Source organism: Psychrobacter glaciei (genome assembly GCF_014652895.1).
Lineage (GTDB): Bacteria > Pseudomonadota > Gammaproteobacteria > Pseudomonadales > Moraxellaceae > Psychrobacter > Psychrobacter glaciei.
In genome coordinates this window covers 790835-808845 of record NZ_BMZR01000001.1, presented here as the reverse complement: position 1 = coordinate 808845, position 18011 = coordinate 790835, and the positions used below count along the sequence as shown (strand labels likewise).

General features: G+C 43.6%; 18 protein-coding genes. 7 read left to right on the top strand and 11 right to left on the bottom strand.

From position 1 onward, the window contains the following. Positions 1-34 precede the first annotated feature (34 nt). From IE130_RS03375 to IE130_RS03360, 4 genes are all read left to right on the top strand, one after another. Entirely contained in the window at positions 35-1456 is a 1422-nt protein-coding gene (locus tag IE130_RS03375) for an MATE family efflux transporter (RefSeq protein WP_189581658.1), read from the top strand. Positions 1457-1566: 110 nt separating this feature from the next. Then, positions 1567-2298 (top strand): AzlC family ABC transporter permease, encoded by a 732-nt coding sequence (locus IE130_RS03370; RefSeq protein ID WP_189581655.1) that lies wholly within the window; start codon positions 1567-1569, stop codon positions 2296-2298. Continuing rightward, positions 2288-2644 (top strand): AzlD domain-containing protein, encoded by a 357-nt coding sequence (locus tag IE130_RS03365; protein ID WP_189581652.1) that lies wholly within the window; start codon positions 2288-2290, stop codon positions 2642-2644. Before IE130_RS03370 ends, IE130_RS03365 begins: the two co-directional genes overlap by 11 nt. 273 nt (positions 2645-2917) lie before the next feature. Further along, a complete protein-coding gene (locus IE130_RS03360; RefSeq protein ID WP_189581649.1) occupies positions 2918-3451 on the top strand; it encodes a DUF2058 domain-containing protein in 534 nt (177 codons plus the stop codon). A 153-nt stretch (positions 3452-3604) separates the two neighbouring features. On the opposite strand, the gene purF is transcribed toward IE130_RS03360, so the two are convergent. From purF to IE130_RS03305, 11 genes are all read right to left on the bottom strand, one after another. Then, positions 3605-5140 (bottom strand): amidophosphoribosyltransferase, encoded by a 1536-nt coding sequence (gene purF / locus IE130_RS03355; RefSeq protein WP_189581646.1) that lies wholly within the window; start codon positions 5138-5140, stop codon positions 3605-3607. Positions 5141-5554: 414 nt separating this feature from the next. After that, on the bottom strand, positions 5555-6052 hold the full coding sequence (locus IE130_RS03350; RefSeq protein WP_010198340.1) for a CvpA family protein: 498 nt from the start codon (positions 6050-6052) through the stop codon (positions 5555-5557). 27 nt (positions 6053-6079) lie between these two features. Continuing rightward, the gene (locus IE130_RS03345; RefSeq protein WP_189581643.1) at positions 6080-7114 is read right to left on the bottom strand and encodes a quinone-dependent dihydroorotate dehydrogenase; all 1035 of its coding nucleotides are present in this window, start codon (positions 7112-7114) and stop codon (positions 6080-6082) included. A 178-nt stretch (positions 7115-7292) separates the two neighbouring features. Further along, positions 7293-7721 carry a DUF4870 family protein gene (locus IE130_RS03340; RefSeq protein WP_189581640.1) on the bottom strand — a complete coding sequence of 143 codons (429 nt, stop codon included), beginning with the start codon at positions 7719-7721 and terminating at the stop codon, positions 7293-7295. A 328-nt stretch (positions 7722-8049) separates the two neighbouring features. Continuing rightward, positions 8050-8598 carry a type II secretion system protein M gene (locus tag IE130_RS03335; RefSeq protein ID WP_189581637.1) on the bottom strand — a complete coding sequence of 183 codons (549 nt, stop codon included), beginning with the start codon at positions 8596-8598 and terminating at the stop codon, positions 8050-8052. Positions 8599-8700: 102 nt separating this feature from the next. Continuing rightward, positions 8701-10005 carry a type II secretion system protein GspL gene (gene gspL / locus IE130_RS03330; RefSeq protein WP_189581634.1) on the bottom strand — a complete coding sequence of 435 codons (1305 nt, stop codon included), beginning with the start codon at positions 10003-10005 and terminating at the stop codon, positions 8701-8703. Between the two features lie 326 nt (positions 10006-10331). Next, on the bottom strand, positions 10332-10790 hold the full coding sequence (sixA, locus tag IE130_RS03325; protein WP_189581631.1) for a phosphohistidine phosphatase SixA: 459 nt from the start codon (positions 10788-10790) through the stop codon (positions 10332-10334). A 77-nt stretch (positions 10791-10867) separates the two neighbouring features. Further along, the gene (locus tag IE130_RS03320; RefSeq protein WP_189581628.1) at positions 10868-12181 is read right to left on the bottom strand and encodes an NAD(P)H-dependent glycerol-3-phosphate dehydrogenase; all 1314 of its coding nucleotides are present in this window, start codon (positions 12179-12181) and stop codon (positions 10868-10870) included. A gap of 114 nt (positions 12182-12295) precedes the next feature. Then, positions 12296-12970 carry a nitroreductase family protein gene (locus tag IE130_RS03315; protein WP_189581625.1) on the bottom strand — a complete coding sequence of 225 codons (675 nt, stop codon included), beginning with the start codon at positions 12968-12970 and terminating at the stop codon, positions 12296-12298. Positions 12971-13115: 145 nt separating this feature from the next. Further along, positions 13116-14222: a cell division protein ZapE gene (gene zapE / locus IE130_RS03310; protein ID WP_010198312.1), complete on the bottom strand. Its 1107-nt coding sequence runs from the start codon at positions 14220-14222 to the stop codon at positions 13116-13118. A gap of 208 nt (positions 14223-14430) precedes the next feature. Then, entirely contained in the window at positions 14431-15087 is a 657-nt protein-coding gene (locus tag IE130_RS03305) for an alpha/beta hydrolase (RefSeq protein WP_189581622.1), read from the bottom strand. A gap of 389 nt (positions 15088-15476) precedes the next feature. On the opposite strand from IE130_RS03305, the gene IE130_RS03300 reads away from it, so the two are divergent. The 3 genes from IE130_RS03300 (at position 15477) to xseB (ending at position 18010) form a co-directional block, all read left to right on the top strand. Continuing rightward, on the top strand, positions 15477-15845 hold the full coding sequence (locus tag IE130_RS03300) for a hypothetical protein (protein WP_189581619.1): 369 nt from the start codon (positions 15477-15479) through the stop codon (positions 15843-15845). Between the two features lie 323 nt (positions 15846-16168). Further along, complete coding sequence (xseA, locus tag IE130_RS03295) at positions 16169-17719, top strand: exodeoxyribonuclease VII large subunit (RefSeq protein WP_189581616.1); 1551 nt, start codon at positions 16169-16171, stop codon at positions 17717-17719. A 45-nt stretch (positions 17720-17764) separates the two neighbouring features. Continuing rightward, a complete protein-coding gene (gene xseB, locus IE130_RS03290) occupies positions 17765-18010 on the top strand; it encodes an exodeoxyribonuclease VII small subunit (RefSeq protein WP_189581613.1) in 246 nt (81 codons plus the stop codon). Position 18011: the final 1 nt, after the last annotated feature.

Here is an 18011-nt window from a genome sequence, read left to right as displayed (position 1 = left end):
ACAACCATAGCCATTAAGTATAAACGAGCCACCAATGCCAACTGTCACGCCATCACGCTCCATACCGCCGATTGATACTCGTTATACGCGTATTATCGCCATCGCATTACCGGTATTGTTGGCTAACTTGGCGATGCCGCTACAAAGCGTGATTGATACCGCCATTGTCGGTAATATGAATGACACTGCTAAGCTTGCTGGTATGGGGTTGGCCATACAGTTATTGTCTTTGTTACTCGTCAGTTTTAACTTCTTACAGTACGCTTCATCTGGACTATCAGCTCAAGCGTTGGGACAATCAGTCAGCCATGCTGACAGTGCTGAAAACACGACGACAAAACAGTCAAGTCTGATTGCTTCACCACTGCTGTCTATTTTGCAACGTGCCTTATTGTTAGCATTCATCATCGGCGCACTATTACTGTTGGCAAAGCCATGGTTGATTGATTTTGGCTTAAGAGCCTTATCTGCCAACCCTAACAGTGGACTTGCTGCCAAAACTTATTTGGACGTACGTTTTTGGGGCGTCATCGCTGAGCTAATGAATTTTGCATTTATCGGCTGGTTTGCGGGTCAAGGTAAGACACGTTACATGCTCTACCAACAAGGCTTTATCGCCCTACTTAATATTATTCTCACTCTATTCTTTGTCTACGGACTGCAAATGGGGTTGGTCGGTGTGGCGCTAGGTACTACTATCGCCTTTTGGTCTGGCGTGTTACTGGCCTTATGGTTGAGCCGTCAACATCTGCAGATATCTTGGACGGCGCTGTTTACAGCTGATCCTAAGCATTTTGCGAAAGAAAAAATGCTTAGGCTATTTTCGCTTAATAAAGATATCTTTATCCGCACGTTGATTTTAACGTTAAGCTTTGCTTGGATCACTCGTCTATCTGCGCAAAGTGGTGATGTAATTTTGGCTGCTAATGCTATTTTATTGCAAGTATTAAGCATTTCAGCCTTCGCCCTTGATGGCGTAGCAGTATCCGCTGAGACCTTGAGCGGTCAAGCAGCAGGACGACGTGATTGGCCACGGTTTCGTATTATCGTCAAACGTACTGGCGTAGTCAGCTATGGGCTTGCCATCATGCTAAGTGCCCTATGGTGGCTTGCCATGCCAACTTATTTGCAGCTTATGACCAATATTGAACCAGTCTTTGCCCTTGCCTATGACTACCATCTTTATGCAGTGCTATTACCGCTGGTCGGCGTTGGCGCTTATTGGTTAGACGGCATATTCTTTGGCTTAACGGCGGGTAATGTCATTCGTAACGCCGCCCTTATATTGGCAGTGGTCTTTTTCCCACTGAGTTGGCTACTGTATCAGCAGTGGGATATGACTGGTATCTGGCTTAGCGTCTGGTGTTTGTTGCTGCTAAGACTTATTATTCTTGGCGGATTTTTGTACCGTGCATATCGAACCGGTAGCTATGAAAAATTACAGCCCAATGTTTAGCATGGATGATCTAAAGATTTATTTACCTAAAAAATAGGACTTTCTTAGTCTTATCAAATAAAGACCGACCATCAATTATAAAAATACAGTCAGAAAAATCAGGATGTCATGTGACTACTCATTCAAATGAACTAAATCATCAACAAGCGGCTCACTATAATTGGACAGAAGGCTTTAAGAAGAGCCTGCCAGTCGCGATGGGCTATCTGCCTGCGGGCATCGCCTTTGGTGTGCTGGCGCAAGTTGCTGGCATCCCTGTGTGGGCAACAATTATGCTCAGTATTGTTTTGTATGCGGGCGCGGCGCAATATGCCTGTTTGCCCATGCTAAGTGCCGGTCTACCGATTGGTAATATTGCGACAAATATTGCTGCTATTAACTTGCGTCACGTATTTTATGGCATGCCATTGCTACAGTATTTACCGAAACAAAAACTGGCCAAAACATACTGCTTATTTGCCCTGACTGATGAGACTTTTTCAGTCATGACCAGTTTACCCAATGAGTCGAGACAAGCCCTGATCCTACCTATTAGTTTGTTTAATCAAAGCTGGTGGGTGCTAGCGAGTACGCTTGGTGTGATGATAGGTAGCACGCTCAGTGACTTAATACCACATTTGGATTTTGCCTTAGTATGTCTATTTGTCATTTTGGCTTATGAGCAATTTCAGAGCATCAAGCGCTATTTCCCTATCGGTATTGCCGTAATTGCTTTAGCCGTTGCCTCCTTATTTACTAGCAACTGGCTGTTATTGGTCGCGATTAGCATTTGTATGCTAATGATTTTGGCACGCGGGTTTTGGAGCAAACGCAGCCTAACAGGAGGAAGTCATGACCAGTAGTTATCTAATTTTTGCTACCTTTGCCATGGCTGCTGTCACTTTTATCACTCGCGCCCTTCCCGCCTTGATACCCAAAAATCTGCTGGATACGCCATGGTTACACCGCCTAAATGAAAGCTTGCCGTTATCCGTGATGGTACTGCTTGTTTTGACCAGCCTCTCTTACCAAGATTTATCAGCGCGCACTGGCCTGCAAAGTGCAGAGCTGCATTTACTAATGGCACAAATCGGCGCTTTACTTCTGGTATTATTGGTCTATCATTTGAGCCGTCAATTATTGGTCAGCATGGTTGTCGGCATTGCTGCGATTAATGGTTTGCTTTGGCTATTTACTCAACTGACTTAATCGCTAATAACTACTTATAGTCAGGTCAATATAAAAAAGAGACAGCGTGACTGGTATAAATTTTTTGCAGCTTCTGCCTGCGTAGGCACAGCAAGCAAGAAAAATTTGTGCCAGTCACGCATCATAATGTCGTGTACCCATTTTATTTAGTATCGACTATATTATGTTTCATACAACAATACGCACTTTTACTGTCTGCAATGAATTAACGGCACACTGCCGAAAAATTTGCTACTATTTAGTTTTTATTTTTATCATCTAGGTAATATAATTATGGCCAAGAATGCCCTACAAGCTCAACTTTTAAAAGCGGGATTGGTTGATAGCAAAAAAGCCAAAAAGATAAGTAAGCAATCTGAACATGCCAAGCGCACTGGTGATGTGTCCAATGTGGAAGCTAAAAAAGCGTTGGCAGCAGCCCAAGCGAAAAAGCTAGAGAAGGATCAGAAGCTGAATCAAGAAAAACAGCAGCTTTTAGAAGAGAAAATGCTAAAGGCCAATATCGTCCAAATGATTAGACAGCATCAAATCACTGATACACAGGGTGAGGTCAATTATCAATTTGTTGATCATGCTAAAGTCAAAAAAATCTCTATCACGCAAAAATTATACGATCAAATCGTGGCGGGTCATGTGGTCATTGCACGCTTGGAAGAAAGCTATGCCCTGCTTCCTCGCCCTTTAGCCGATCGTATAGATACAAAATTGGAAGGCTTTATGGTGGTGTCTAACGATACCTCAGACAATGCGTTAGCGGATGACGATCCTTATGCCGCCTATGTGATTCCAGATGACCTAATGTGGTAATCCTACCAATAAAGCGCTACATATTTCCCAATACCACCTCTTACCATAAATAGCGGCTTTCCAAAGAATATCGCTTATTTTAAGTCGCAAAAAAGGCTGGATTCTATCAAGAATCCAGCCTTTTTATATACAGAATTTTAAGTATGTAGCGGCTTAAAGCTCTTCTACACCCATCATATCTACGGGTGTATCAGCCACTATTTGTACGCCTTTTTTGCCAGTCTTAGCGGTATCACTGCGCTGCTCTTGCAGATGCTCAAGATAGGCTTCATTGATTTGCCCAGTAATATAGCAACCATTAAATACCGCACAGTCAAACCCTTCGACTTTGCTGTGTTTGGTGTCTTTTACCGCTTCGATCAAATCGTCTAAGTCTTGGAAAATCAAGCGATCAGCACCAATGATTTTACGCACTTCTTCAACGCTATGCCCTGAAGCAATAAGCTCGCTGCGCACTGGCATATCGATGCCATACACGTTTGGATATTTTACGGGTGGCGCTGCACTGGCAAAGAATACTTTACGTGCACCTGCATCACGCGCCATTTGGATGATTTCATGGCAAGTAGTGCCGCGAACGATTGAATCATCGACCAGTAAAACGTTTTTACCTTTAAATTCTAACGGTACAGCGCTAAGTTTTTGACGTACTGATTTTTTGCGTTGCTGCTGGCCTGGCATAATAAAGGTACGACCGATATAACGGTTTTTCATAAACCCTTCACGGTACTTGATATTCATCTTAAGCGCCAGCTCCATCGCTGAGGTACGCGAAGTATCCGGAATAGGAATGACCACATCGATGTCGTGATCTTCACCCCATTCTGCAAGAATTTTATCACCAAGCTTCTCACCCATACGCAGACGCGATTTATAGACTGAGATATTGTCCATAATAGAATCTGGACGAGCGAAATAAACATATTCAAAGATACAAGGTGTATACTCTTGCTGCTCAACACACTGATATGTATGCAGCTGATGGTCTAAATCAATAAAAATCGCTTCACCGGGTTTGACATCACGAATGATGGTAAAACCAGAGCCAGTCAATGCAACTGATTCTGAGGCAACCATATATTCTGTACCGCCATTGGCTGCCAAACGCTCACCAAAGATGAGCGGACGAATACCATTTGGATCACGGAAAGCAAGCAAGCCATGACCAGTAATCAAGGCAACGACACCATAAGCGCCTTCGCAGCGGCTGTAGACCGCTTTTACCGCTTCAAAAATATCATCAGCTGTTGGATGTGTTTTGCCCAAATTCTGCATTTCATGCGCAAGTACATTTAACAATACTTCCGAGTCTGAGTCGGTATTCAGATGACGACGGTCTTCTTTGTACAAGGCTTTAGCCAAGCTTTCAGCATTGGTTAAATTACCATTATGTGCCAGCGTAATACCATAGGGTGAGTTGACATAAAACGGCTGAGCTTCTGCACTGCTTGAGCTGCCTGCCGTCGGGTAGCGCACATGACCGATACCAAACTTACCAACCAGCTTCATCATGTGGCGATTCATAAAAACGTCACGTACCATGCCGTTTTCTTTACGCAAATAAAGCCGACCATCTTGCAAAGTCACGATACCTGCCGCGTCTTGCCCACGATGCTGTAGCATTGTTAAGCCATCATAAAGAATCTGATTAACTGGCTCATGAGCTGCAACTCCAATGACTCCACACATAGTTATATCCTATTTTGAACCACACATTAGTAAAACAATAACGGCATAATCTTGACAGTGTTTTATAAAAAACAACTATCTAACCCTTGCCGCTGACCTGATGATGTTGCTTAAGCTTAAAATATTGATGACAACTTCCTTGCTGATGTATAGTCGGCAAAGTCATCAATCATTCATAAATCGGAATTTATGAACCCTAAATGCTGTCAAATAACTTTTTATCAAGGATGAATTACAAAGACTCAGTCATGATTTTTGGCATCGCATTGTTTAGAAAATAATGCTCTAAAAACACAAGCTTTAAAGTGACAGTCTTTGGAATTTTAATTGGTAAAATCAAAATATATGTAAGTTTGGCATGTTAGAAATGCGGGCTTTAGGAACGAATAATAAGTCTAAGGCAAGTTCTAAGCATTAAGACTGGTTGACTTGATCCCAAGCCATACCAAGCACATCTGAGACCAAAGCTTTGCCCATCGGTGCATAAGGTAGTAGTTCAGGCGCGAGCACCGAGGTTTGCCATTGCGGCATTTGTACCAATAATGGTGCGCTAACACTAAGAACAACCAACACCATCAATACATTTTTGGCTGCCCCAAGGACACCACCTGCCATTTTGTCCACTACGCCCAAACGCAAGGTTTTTAGCACGCCTGAGAATACAAAAGCCACTAGATGCATAATCGCTAATATAACAATCACAACGATTAAAAAGGCCATTGCCATTTGTAAGACAGGAGCTTGTACAACACCTGATAACTGCGGAGCAACTGAGCCTGCCAAGCGTGTAGCAGCGATGAGAGCAATAAACCAGCCTACCAGACCTACTGCCGTCTTAATGAGGCCTACCTGAAAGCCACGCCATAAGCCAATCAAGACCACAATAGCAATCACGATGTCTAGACCACTCATATATAACGCCTCATTTTTAGTGGTTGTCTAACCTTCCATGGCATCGTAATAGCCACCAATCGCTTGAAGGCAAGACTGTACCAGCCCAGGACCTCGATAAATCAGCCCAGTATAAAGCTGTACCATATCGGCACCTGCTTCAATTTTTTTAACCGCTTTGGCACCGCTATCAATACCACCCACGCCAATCAAAGCTACTTTACCATCTAGCTGATCAGAGAATTGTTGTAAAATTTGGGTGCTAATGTGGCTCACTGGACGACCAGATAAGCCACCGGCTTGGTCACCATCTTGCAAGTCTTCGACACCGACACGGCTCAATGTGGTGTTAGTAGCTATCAAACCATCAATCTCAAAATCTAACAACTGCTGTGCAATATAATCCACTTGTAGTGGCTCTAAATCAGGGGCTACTTTTAAGACCAATGGCACATAAAAGCCATACTCTGTTGCCAATTGATTATGACGATTTTTAATCGTATCAAGTAGCTGAGTCAACGCCTCACCACTCTGCAAATCACGTAAGTTTTTGGTATTTGGCGATGAGATATTGACGGTAATATAGGAAGCGTGTGGATAAACCCGCTCTAAGCAATAGACGTAATCATCAGCGGCTTGTTCCACTGGCGTACTGGCATTCTTACCGATATTGATGCCGATATTACCTTTGTATTTGCAGCGTTTGACGTTTTCAATCAGATAATCAACGCCCTGATTGTTAAAACCCATACGATTGATAATAGCATCGGCTTGCTTGATTCTAAATAGTCGTGGCTTATCATTGCCTATTTGCGGCTTTGGCGTGACCGTACCCACTTCTATAAAGCCAAAGCCAAGCTCGGACAGTGCGTCGATATAATCGCCGTTTTTATCCAACCCTGCAGCAAGACCGACTGGATTATCGAATTGTAATCCCATACAGTCTGTGGGCTGCATCGACTGACCATATACCAAACCTAAAGCACGCGCTTTATGAGCTTTGTCTAATAAAGATAAAGTCATCTCATGGGCGTGTTCAGGATCCATCTTAAATAAAAAAGGGCGAAGTAAGGCATAAGACATAGTAACGACAGACCCTGCTCGAAAAGCAATGATGAATGAGAAAAACGAAAGAGGTTAAGCGCAGCGATTATATCAGCTTAACAGAAATAAGACCAAAGTTTCATACAGCAAATTTCTATTCCAAAAAGTCAATAAGCGCTGCTAAACACCGTATCAAAATGATATGAGATTGCCCATATTATGGCACAGGTCGCCCATCTGTTAAGGCAATCCAACCTCGTATAATACGATAAAGGTGCCAAATAAAGGTAAGGCCCATAATAATAAAACCAACACTGACCAATAAAAATGAACCGATGGCTATATTGCTGCTATCAGCAAGCATGCTGACGCCAAAGCCACCCAAAGCAAACGTGATGATAAGAATGCCTATGATAAACCAGACGATACTGTACCAAAATGTCTTGATTTGCCAATCAAAATGCGTGGCGAGCCATGAGCCGTCCGCATCGTGGCGCTTAGCATAATTCATGATAATCGGCACAACCCACAATAGACCAGCCGTGAAATAACTGATCACATACAATAGATAGGTGATGTGATTATAAGTGGTCAAAGAACGGCGTTTACTGTCACTCATGTTGCCGCTTATATTATCGTTTATCATGTGTCTTGATCCTTAACAGGTCATATTATAATCAGACGTCTTAGTCTTAGGGCGTGTTGACGCCGATTTTTATTTCTTTAAGCCTATGAAAATACTTTATAGAAAATACCCATCATTAAAGTGTGCCCTAAAACTTTAATTGTATCGGATAGGATGTTTTTCAATGAAGTTCAATTCAAAATATGAAGCAATAACAGCGGGTGAAAGTAATTTTAATAAAACACGGTTTACGCTGTGACTTTTCTTATGCAGAAAATCCTAAGCGTATCATCGGTTCAATATAATTTGGATAAAAGGAAGTCTGACTTATATAGAATTGACTATGATTCTAAGAAGTGACAGTCGCTTGTACCTCAATGGCTTTGGTGGTCACGTCCTGTTGCATCGAGAGTTGAGTAAATTGCCAACCTTGCTGCTCAAGTTTACCGAGTGCCGCACTCACAACCGCCTGACTGGCATTGGTAAAGCTCAGTTGAATTGCATCGCCAGCCGAGACTACTTGCGCATCTGTAATACCCGAAGTATTTAACAGCGCGCTGACAGTACTGGCAGGTGGCATAGCGGCTGCCCCATCTACAGTATTGACCGTATTACTATCAATATTACCCGCTTGCGCACGCAGCCAAAAATAGTCGGCAATTTGCTCTTGATACTCACTTTTGCTATCGCTTGCAGCTTGATGAACCGTATAACCGCCGTAGCCACCCACAAATAACAGCAGAAAAGCAGACAATATGGCCAATGCTAATTGATCGCGTGGAGACAATGCCTGCCAGCGTGATGATAGGACATTTTGATAGCTATTCACCCGCTCTGAAAAGGCGCTTGCTTTAGGCGCGGTGGTGCTACGTTTGGCACGGCGCTGTAATCGTTTCATTCTCTAACCTTTATTGCCAATAGTTTGCGATCAAGTGACTACTATAATACTTATTGTCATCAAAAATATATCAGTCATAAGAAGTTGGAGTTCTCAGCGAGCTTAAGATGCTGCTACCTTATCTGCACCAACGCTTTCTGGCGTAGTACCTTCTTCATTTATACTCACAGTAATTTGCCCACTAAACTGCCCTTGCTCATTGCTATTTACCCGTTCTAACTTGGCTGTTAATCCTTGGGTGAACAGGGTATTGGCAAATTTATCAAGGCTATCTCGGTCAGGTGCAATCAAAGTAAAGCTGAGCGCGGATGGTTGCATAACCAAAGACTGTGCCTTTAAGGAGGATTGCTTAATCAGTGGTGATATGCGTGATAGCACGGCTATATGTGGGGATGCTTGACCGTTGGTACCCAGTTTTGGCGCCATTTGCGTGGTCAAATTGGTGCGGGGGTTTAGACGTTCATCGGGAAACCAAGACTGATATTGATTAGTAATCGCTGTTTTTGTTGCCATCGTCGCTTGATTATATTGATAAAACTGCACCCCATCTGTCGCTATTTGCAGCACTAGGGCTGACAGCGCTACCATCATTGCCACACGTAGGTAAGGCGATAATTGCGAATCGGTTGATTTGATAAAGAAATTAAGGGCGTGACGTTCAGGGCTATCAATCGGCTTTGGCGTACTGGTTAACATAGTCAATAGCAGCTGATGATCTGCGATAAGCGCGGCTGTTTGTGCTGAAAAATCGGTGGTCGTTACTGGGTTTTGCAAATCGATACTAGGATCAGATTTTGTAGCATCAAGGTCTGAAAAATTGATATTATCAAAAGCTTCAATGCTTGGCACCACAGTCACTTCACTCAACTGCGGAAAGCGCTCAAAAATCAACGGTAAATAGCTGACCGCCATCCCTTGATATAATGATTGGCGTAGCAGCATCGTCTGGTCATCTTGATATAGAGTGATTTGCTGCCCCGCGCCTTCTTCTGGCACTGATAATAATAAAAAATCAGGCAGTAATGCCGCGATACTCATACCGACAAGTTTGGCACTTTGCTGCCATGCCTCAATATCACCCTGCGCGAGCGCATATAAATACTGGCTATCAGCAAGGCTGGTTTGCCGTATTGCCAATTGCTCAACAGGGGTCAAGGACGTCTCTTCAAATAGATACTGCTTACCGGTATTACCCAATTGCTTCAGCTGAGCACCATTAAGCTCGGTATCCACTTGTAATACGTGGCTTGACGGAAAGTACAAACATACTGTTTTATGGCTATTGGATTTATAGCTGCTATAAATGTCCTGCAACTGTTGCCAGCCAGCAACTGACTGCCATTGTTGTACGTCTTCATGCCAGACAGCTAGCGGACTGTGCTGCGCTCTTAACCAAACATGTAACACCAAGTGTGTCCTTAATTATCAAAGCCGTAAAATAACAAACTTATACGTTCTGTAAGCGCCCATGACCATGTTTATGTTTAAAACATCTTAATATTTTTAAACAGGGTCATGATGAATAATATCACTAGGGCGTGTTCTCATTTTAAAAATGGTCATAAAAATGAGATAAATTGCAGTCAAATGAGGAAAATAGCGCAAATAATATCGAGATATTAATCAGCTATTTGACGATATTTGGCAAAATTTAGCCATTTTTAGCCCATTTAGATACAATCGCTTGAATTGAGGACACGCCCTAATACCAAATAGTCGACTGAAGAGTGATGTCAATACGGTTGCTCAGGTACAAAACGATCGACCTCAGTTGCCATTCCAGACATGATGAAATCCATCTCAAATACTCGTGCTTCTGCCAAAGAAAACGACTCCGGATAATCACCCGTTAATAAGCCGGCAAGATTGGCGACGATAGACATATGACACACCACCACGAGACACTGCGCCTCAATCTTTGCTATATCGGTCAACGCACTATGGGCATCGTCAGAAGGCGTAATATTATCTTGTACTGTCGCTGGTATTGTAGGCGCACGCGCTTGCAGCTCTGCTAACGTTTGCTGCGCCCTATCATAAGGACTCACGATAAAACGATCGGGCTTATAATTGGTCGTGATATGTTCTGCGGTTTGCGCGGCTTGCTGCTGTCCAAAATTGGTCAGCTGACGAGCGCTATCTGGACGCGTTTCGTCTTCTGCTTGACCGTGACGCACTAGTATAATTTTCATAACTTTCCTTGTCTATAGCTTGCCTTTTTATAACCTGCTTTGCCACTGCCTGACCTTACACATTTTCAGCAATCATTTTACTTAGAGTCGCTGTCTTTATCGCTACTCTCGTTTTTAGAGGTACTATTGGCAGCTTTCATTTGCGCAGTAAGGGCAGCATTGCTATGGTCATGAGCCATCACGAACTCGACGTCACTACGAAATCCCGCTTCCATCAAATGAAGCGCCACACCTAATGCGGCTTTATCTTCATAAATAACCGCATAAAGCGCATGGGTAATCGGCATATAAATACCGTCTTTGGTCGCTTTTTCGTGGACTTGCTGAATAGTATTAACGCCTTCAGCAGTCTGACCCAGCTTTTTGACGGCGGCATCGATACTCATACCACGACCAAGCATATTACCGATGCGGTAGTTACGGCTTAATTCTGAGCTACAGGTTGCGTATAAATCACCAACACCTGATAGCCCTAAAAACGTCAGTGGATTGGCACCGGCTTCGACACCAAAACGACTCATCTCGGCCAGCGCGCGAGTTAATATCATGGCTTTGGTGTTCTCACCCACTTCGTAGGCAGCAGCCATACCCATTGCAATAGCATAGATGTTTTTGAGCGCACCGCCCAGCTCAACACCGCGAATATCATCGCTGGCGAACACTCTAAAGAAGGCACTATGCAGTGCTGCTTGTACAGCATGACGTAGTGGTTCAGACTCACTCGCAATCACTGTCGCAGACGGCATATTTTTCATAATTTCTATAGCAAGATTGGGCCCTGACATAACGCCAAAATTCACTTCAGGCAACACCTCTTTGATAATATCACTCATCATGGCAAAAGTGTCTTTTTCCATCCCTTTCGTTAGCGACACAATAGACTGCCCACTGATAAAGGGCCCGATGTTTTTCAGCGTTTCACGAAAGGCCAAGCCTGGTACTGCAATAAAAATAATATCGGTATCTTTGACTGCTGACGCTAAATCATGACTGTACTTCAAGCGATCATCAAGCTTGTGACCGGGCAGGTATTTCTTGTTCATCTGCGTTTTTTGCATCGCCTTGACGGTACGCTTGTTACGAACCCACAGCGTGGTATCACAACCATTACGCGCGGCTAGGTTCGCCATCGCTGTACCAAAACTACCACCGCCCAAAAATGCCAAACGCAGCTTGGTAGGATTACTATGAATCTCTGCCATGTTTTTTGCCACCGCAGACTCTACCGCACTAGGATCTAGCTTCTTACGGCCAATACCAGATTTACTAGCTCGTCCAATGATACCCGATAACAGACTGTTTTGTTTGTCAGCTGCTTTATTACTCTCATTGCTACTATTTTCATTGGTATCTTTGTTGGCATTGGTATTGCTGTCATTAGCGCTTGTCATATGCATGTATCCGTATTGACTGACTTATTATTAATAATATCTTTAGTGGACAGCTACTGAGACCAGTTATGTTTAATAAGTAACCAATCTTAGCTCGGTAGCACTCAAGTATGTTTATGGCTCAAAGCGGACCAGCGGCTCGATATCAATAGCTTTGCGTGTGGGTTCGTCTTTAGGGCTGGTGCCAGTATAAACAAAAGCCGTGACATAATCATCTGCACTTACGCCGAAATATGCTTTTATAGCAGGTTCGTTACACAGTAAGCCTGTGCGCCATACTGTGCTAAAGCCTTGCGCTTTTAAAGCCAGAATAAGATTTTGAACCGCAGCGCCTGCACTTAACATTTGCTCGAAATACGGTACTTTTTTGTGTTCTTGCATCTGAGTAACCACGGTAATCACAACTGGTGCACGCAGCGGCATCGTCTGCGTTTTTTGCACTGTTTTCTCAGAGAGCACCTCGCCCTCTTCTGTCGCCTTTGCTTTTGCTGCTTCGACGAGGGCACGCCCTAAATCATGACGAGCATCGCCCGCAGTCACGATAAAACGCCATGGACGCAGTTTTTTGTGGTCAGGCGCGGTCGCGGCACACCCAATCGCTTCTTCAATCTGAGCGCGCGTTGGTGCAGGAAGATCTAAGTTACCCACGCTACGTCTTGAATTGATCCAGTGAATGAGCTCGTCGCTAGTAAATGGCGTACTCTCAGTCGTTAGTGCTTTAATCGATATTTTTTCATTTTTCTTTACTTGATTGTCTTTTGTAGAATTAGTTTCGTCAGACTTATTCATTATTCACCCTTATTTATTATTGATATTGACTGCTACTGTTTATGTCAGCAGATTATCCCGTTATAAATATGATTAGACAATCGTAAAACCGTAAACGAAAAACCAAGCAGCCTTTACCCTCTCACTTTAAATAGCGATCATACCATCAAGCCGCATCTGCATTTTCGACACGGTGCTCCATTTTTAAATAATCTTCTGATTGCATCTCAAGCAAGCGCGAACGCGTCCGTTCAATCTCAAACGCCAGTTTTTCGCCTTGATACAGCTCAAGAATGGATTGCTCTGCTCGAATCAGTAATTTTACGCGGCGATCGTAAAACTCATCGACCAAATAAACAAAACGCCGCGTCGGATCACGCAGATCATCGTCCAGTGATGGTACTGAATCGACTAAGACCGTACTAAATTGTTTCGCGAGTTCAATAAAATCAGCAGCCGAACGTGGCTCCATACATAAATGACGGAAGTCGCAAAATAAAACATCTTCAGTGCGAGCATTAATCTTAATTTGACGACCATTAATAGTAATAGGCTCATTACTGATTTTTTGATTATTAGATAAACTCGCAAAACGGTTGGCCAACCAATGGTGGTTGGCTTTGGTCATGGGCGATTCATACAGCTCTGCTTGCTGCAACACGCGCAAACGATAGTCGATACCGGAGTCAATATTCATCACGGCGGTATGGTGCTCAACTTCAGCGATCGCGGGCATAAAGCGATCGCGGTGTAAACCGTCTTTATAGAGTCCTGCTGGCTCAATATTTGAGGTAGCGACCAATGTAATACCACGATTGAATAGCATGGTAAAGAGATCGCCCAAAATCATCGCATCAGAGACGTTAGAGACAAAGAACTCATCAAAGCAGATAATGACTGCTTCTTTATAAATGATGTCAGCCACTTTCTCTAGTGGATTACTTTCGCCTTGTATGGCGTTTAGTTCACGATGAACGCGCTGCATAAAATGATGGAAATGAAGGCGCATCTTGCGATCAATCGTCAAAGAATCATAAAACATGTCCATCATCCATGTCTTACCACGTCCAACACCGCCCCACATATACAGACCTTTTGGGGCAGTCGGCTTAGATTTTAAAAAACTAAAAATGCCTTTTTTTTGTTCCACGCGACTGGTGAGCTGGTGATGTAGCTCATCAAGATAGCTCATGGCCTGATATTGCTGCTCATCTCGAGTAAACTCATCGGTACTGACGGCTTGCTCGTAACGTTGCAATGGAGATAAACTCATAATACGACTCATCATTTAAAAAGGTAAATATTAGGGCGTGTTCGATCCTTCGATCATGACACTGACTATTTTTCAGGCGATTCGACATTAGAGATAGCAAGGCAATATTTCTAAGCGCCTATTTTCAACAAGGAAGCGGCATAAAAGAGTGCTGTCCCTACGGATTGATACTACCTCAGGTGGTGAAACTTATGAGGTTACTTGATCTTCAATGCTCATCAAAACTATGCTGTTGCAACAGTTTTTTTAACTCAGATAAGCGACCGTGAAAAAAATGTCCAGCGCCGTCCACGACACTGACTGCTAGACCTAAGCGTTCTGCAAATTTCTGCATATTATCAGGATCAATCACTTCATCAGCATTGCCATATATCTCAAAGGTTCTGTCAGCTGGCAAGCTTAAATCTTCGCTGTCGTTTTTTTCAACAGACGGAGCGATAAGAGCAATTTTAGTAATCTCAAAATCACTTAACCCCCAAACATGAGGGGCTTCGAGCACCTGCTCAGCCGCACGCGCAATCACGTAACCACCGAAAGAAAAGCCGCCAAGCCATAGCTTGCGCGCATTGGTTTGTTCTGCAATCCATTGTAGCACGGTCATTGCATCCACCACCTCACCTTCCGCATAATCATGCTCGCCAGTCGACTGACCGACACCGCGAAAGTTAAAACGGACCACGTGCATACCGTTATCACGCGCAAAGCGGTACATTGTAGTGACGACTTTATTGTTCATCGTGCCATCAAACAGCGGGTTGGGATGACAAAGCAGCGCCACCGTGTCGGTATTCGGATCGTTAGGATTGTCTTGTTGCCATAGCGCGTCAACTTCTAGCACGCCAGCAGGAGCAGGAATTAATGGCATAAAATTACTTAATAATTAAAAATGAATACCTCAATTATCCTAGATATGATTTTTATTTCAAGTGATTTGCTGTGTACGCCTCAGGTTTGTGGCAGGTGCACATGGTTTTATCATAAATAATAGCTTGGAACACTTAGGGCGTGTCATCAATTAGCACATGGATACATTTAGTGGTCTTAAAATCTAAATGATGACACGCACTAGTAAAATTAGGATAATTTTCTTGGCTGCAACAGCAGCATGTAATACAAGCGCAATACCGAACACAATAACTGCCTAGACACCCCAAACTGCAATAGGTTAGATTTAGTCTGTCTTTTAATAAACAAAATACTTGCCCTACTTGTCTTTAGTTTTTATGATTAATTTACAGGAAAGAGGAATAATTTATGAATACTGTTAATAAAACTGCCACCATCACTGCTACTTTGGCGACGGCTCTTATCTTAAGTGCCTGCCAGAGCACGCCTTCCTCACCAGTCATTCAACGTGCCAACTCTATTTACGAGACTACTGGGATAGCGGATAGCAAAGTAAAAGCTCAGCAAAATGCGCTTGATAGTGCCAAAAACACTTGTCGCAGCAAACAAGTGATTATCGTTGATGACAAAGTTGCTTATAATGGTATTTTAGATGAGCGCACGGGTCGTATGGTCGGACAAGCGAGTGCGGTTATTGGTTCTATCTTTGGCACTGGCTCACCCAATTTGTCACGCGATGATGATTATGAGTATAAAATCAACTTCCGATGCCAATAAAAGAACCATTATCAACTGACAAAGTTAAAGCATTCTACTAAACTTTGAAGCTAAATGAATGAGTTGATAAATACTTAAGTAGCCCTAGCTTTGCCTTGTGCTCAATAAAAATAACGGTATTTGGTGTAAAATATAATAGGGTTTGGCCAGTAAATCAGCGATGAAAATAATATATTGAGCGCTGACTTACTGGCTTTACTTTTTGTAGCTGCGCTTTTGGGGTAGACTACCCTACCTAATGTTGTACTCATTCTATTCAGTTTCTTAGTTTTTAGAATCCTTGTTTTTAGAACCCTTGTTTTCAAAACCCTTGGTCTACTATTATGCGCAAACCCAATCTTTCAAATACCAAACCAGCAAAAGTGTTAGCGCCTGCCAAGGATTTAGCGACGCTAGAAGCCGAACTGGCTGAGCAGGAAGATCATTTAGAAGACACGGTCTTGCGTTTGAGTGACTATTTGTCAGCGGTTGAGATGGTCATCAAGCAAACCTTTGACCACCGCGTATGGGTGAAGGCTGAAATTCGTAATCTGTCTAGCAAAGGCGGGCATTATTACTTTGAGTTGGCTGAAAAAGATGAGGAAGGCAAAGTAGTCGCCAGCTGCCGTGGCAACCTTTGGCGCTTTAAAGCTGCACGCGTATTGGCAAAATTTGAGCGGGCGACTGGCATGCCTCTTGAGCGCGATTTGACTGTATTACTCAAAGTCTCCGCAGGTTTCCATGCACAATATGGCTTCTCTATTACCATTGAAGACATTGACCCCAGCTATACCTTGGGGGATTTGGCACGGCAATATGCCGAAATGGTCGATCGCTTGACTGGTGAAGGCTTATTGCAGCTTAATCAACAGTTACCTGCACCCTTTGATATCGAGCACGTCCTAGTGATTGCTCCCGAAAAGGCCGCAGGTTTAGGTGATTTTCAAGCCGATGCGGATCGCTTAGCGAGTACAGGCGCTTGTCAATTTCACTACCATCACGCGACCTTTCAAGGCAATCATGCCCCAAGCGAGATTCGCCAAGCCATCGTCAGTGCTCAGCAACAATTCCAAGATACTTATCAGCATCTGCCTGACTTATTAGTGATTATTCGTGGTGGCGGCGCGGTGGGAGATTTGGCTTACCTCAATGATTACGAGCTTGCCGCACTGGTCGCTGAACAGCCTGTCCCCGTCTGGGTTGGTATTGGTCACGAGCGCGATAAAGTGATCTTAGATGAAGTGGCGCACAGCAGCTTTGACACGCCATCCAAAGTGATCGCGGCGATTAGTAGCCATTTAGCACAACTGGTCACGCAGACTTTACATTATCAAGCGCAAATCAAACAAGCCGCCCAGCGTCAACTCAATATCGCGGAGCAACAAACGGCGCGACAATTGAGCCAAATGCAGTCGCGCACCATCGGTCAATTAACTGCCCTGCAAAAAGACAGCGACTATGCGTGGCATAGTATTCAGCAGAGTGCACAGCGGCAAGTAAAGCAAGCGGCGAGACTGACAACCGAGTTACACACACAGACGCAAACCCTTGCACATCAGCAATTAGCCAGCGCCCATAACTATAGTAGCATCTATCAAAAAACCATTATGCAGAGCGCTCAGCAGCAGCTGATACAGGCACAACGTGATAGCGCCCATCTTCGTGATATCGTACTTTTGCACCGACCGTCTCGCGTGCTCAAGCAAGGCTATACGATGCTGACTGATGATAAAGACAAACAGATACTCACTAGCAGTACACAGCTTTATCCTGAGCAAACCATTCATATCGTCTTAAAAGATGGCAAGGCTAAAGCTCAGATTATTGATGTTAGTAGTGAGAGAAAAGCGACAGAAATCTCAGAGACACCAACTGAACCACACAATAATATCTAACGATTACTTATCTACTTACTTTTACTTTAAAAATCAGGAAAACCCATGACGACTCCTACTCGCAAGCGCAAAAAAGCCGCTCCAAAAACCTTTAAAGCGGCTTACGATATTCTAAAAACCAATGCGGCTGAATTGCAGCAACAAGATGAGCCTGATATCGACAATTTGATGACCACGGTGGAAGAATCAATTGCTGCTTACCGCGTTTGCGAGACACGCATCAATGCCGTACAACAAGCATTGGATGCCGCTTTTGCTGAAGAAGATAAAACAGAAAATAGCGACAGCTAGA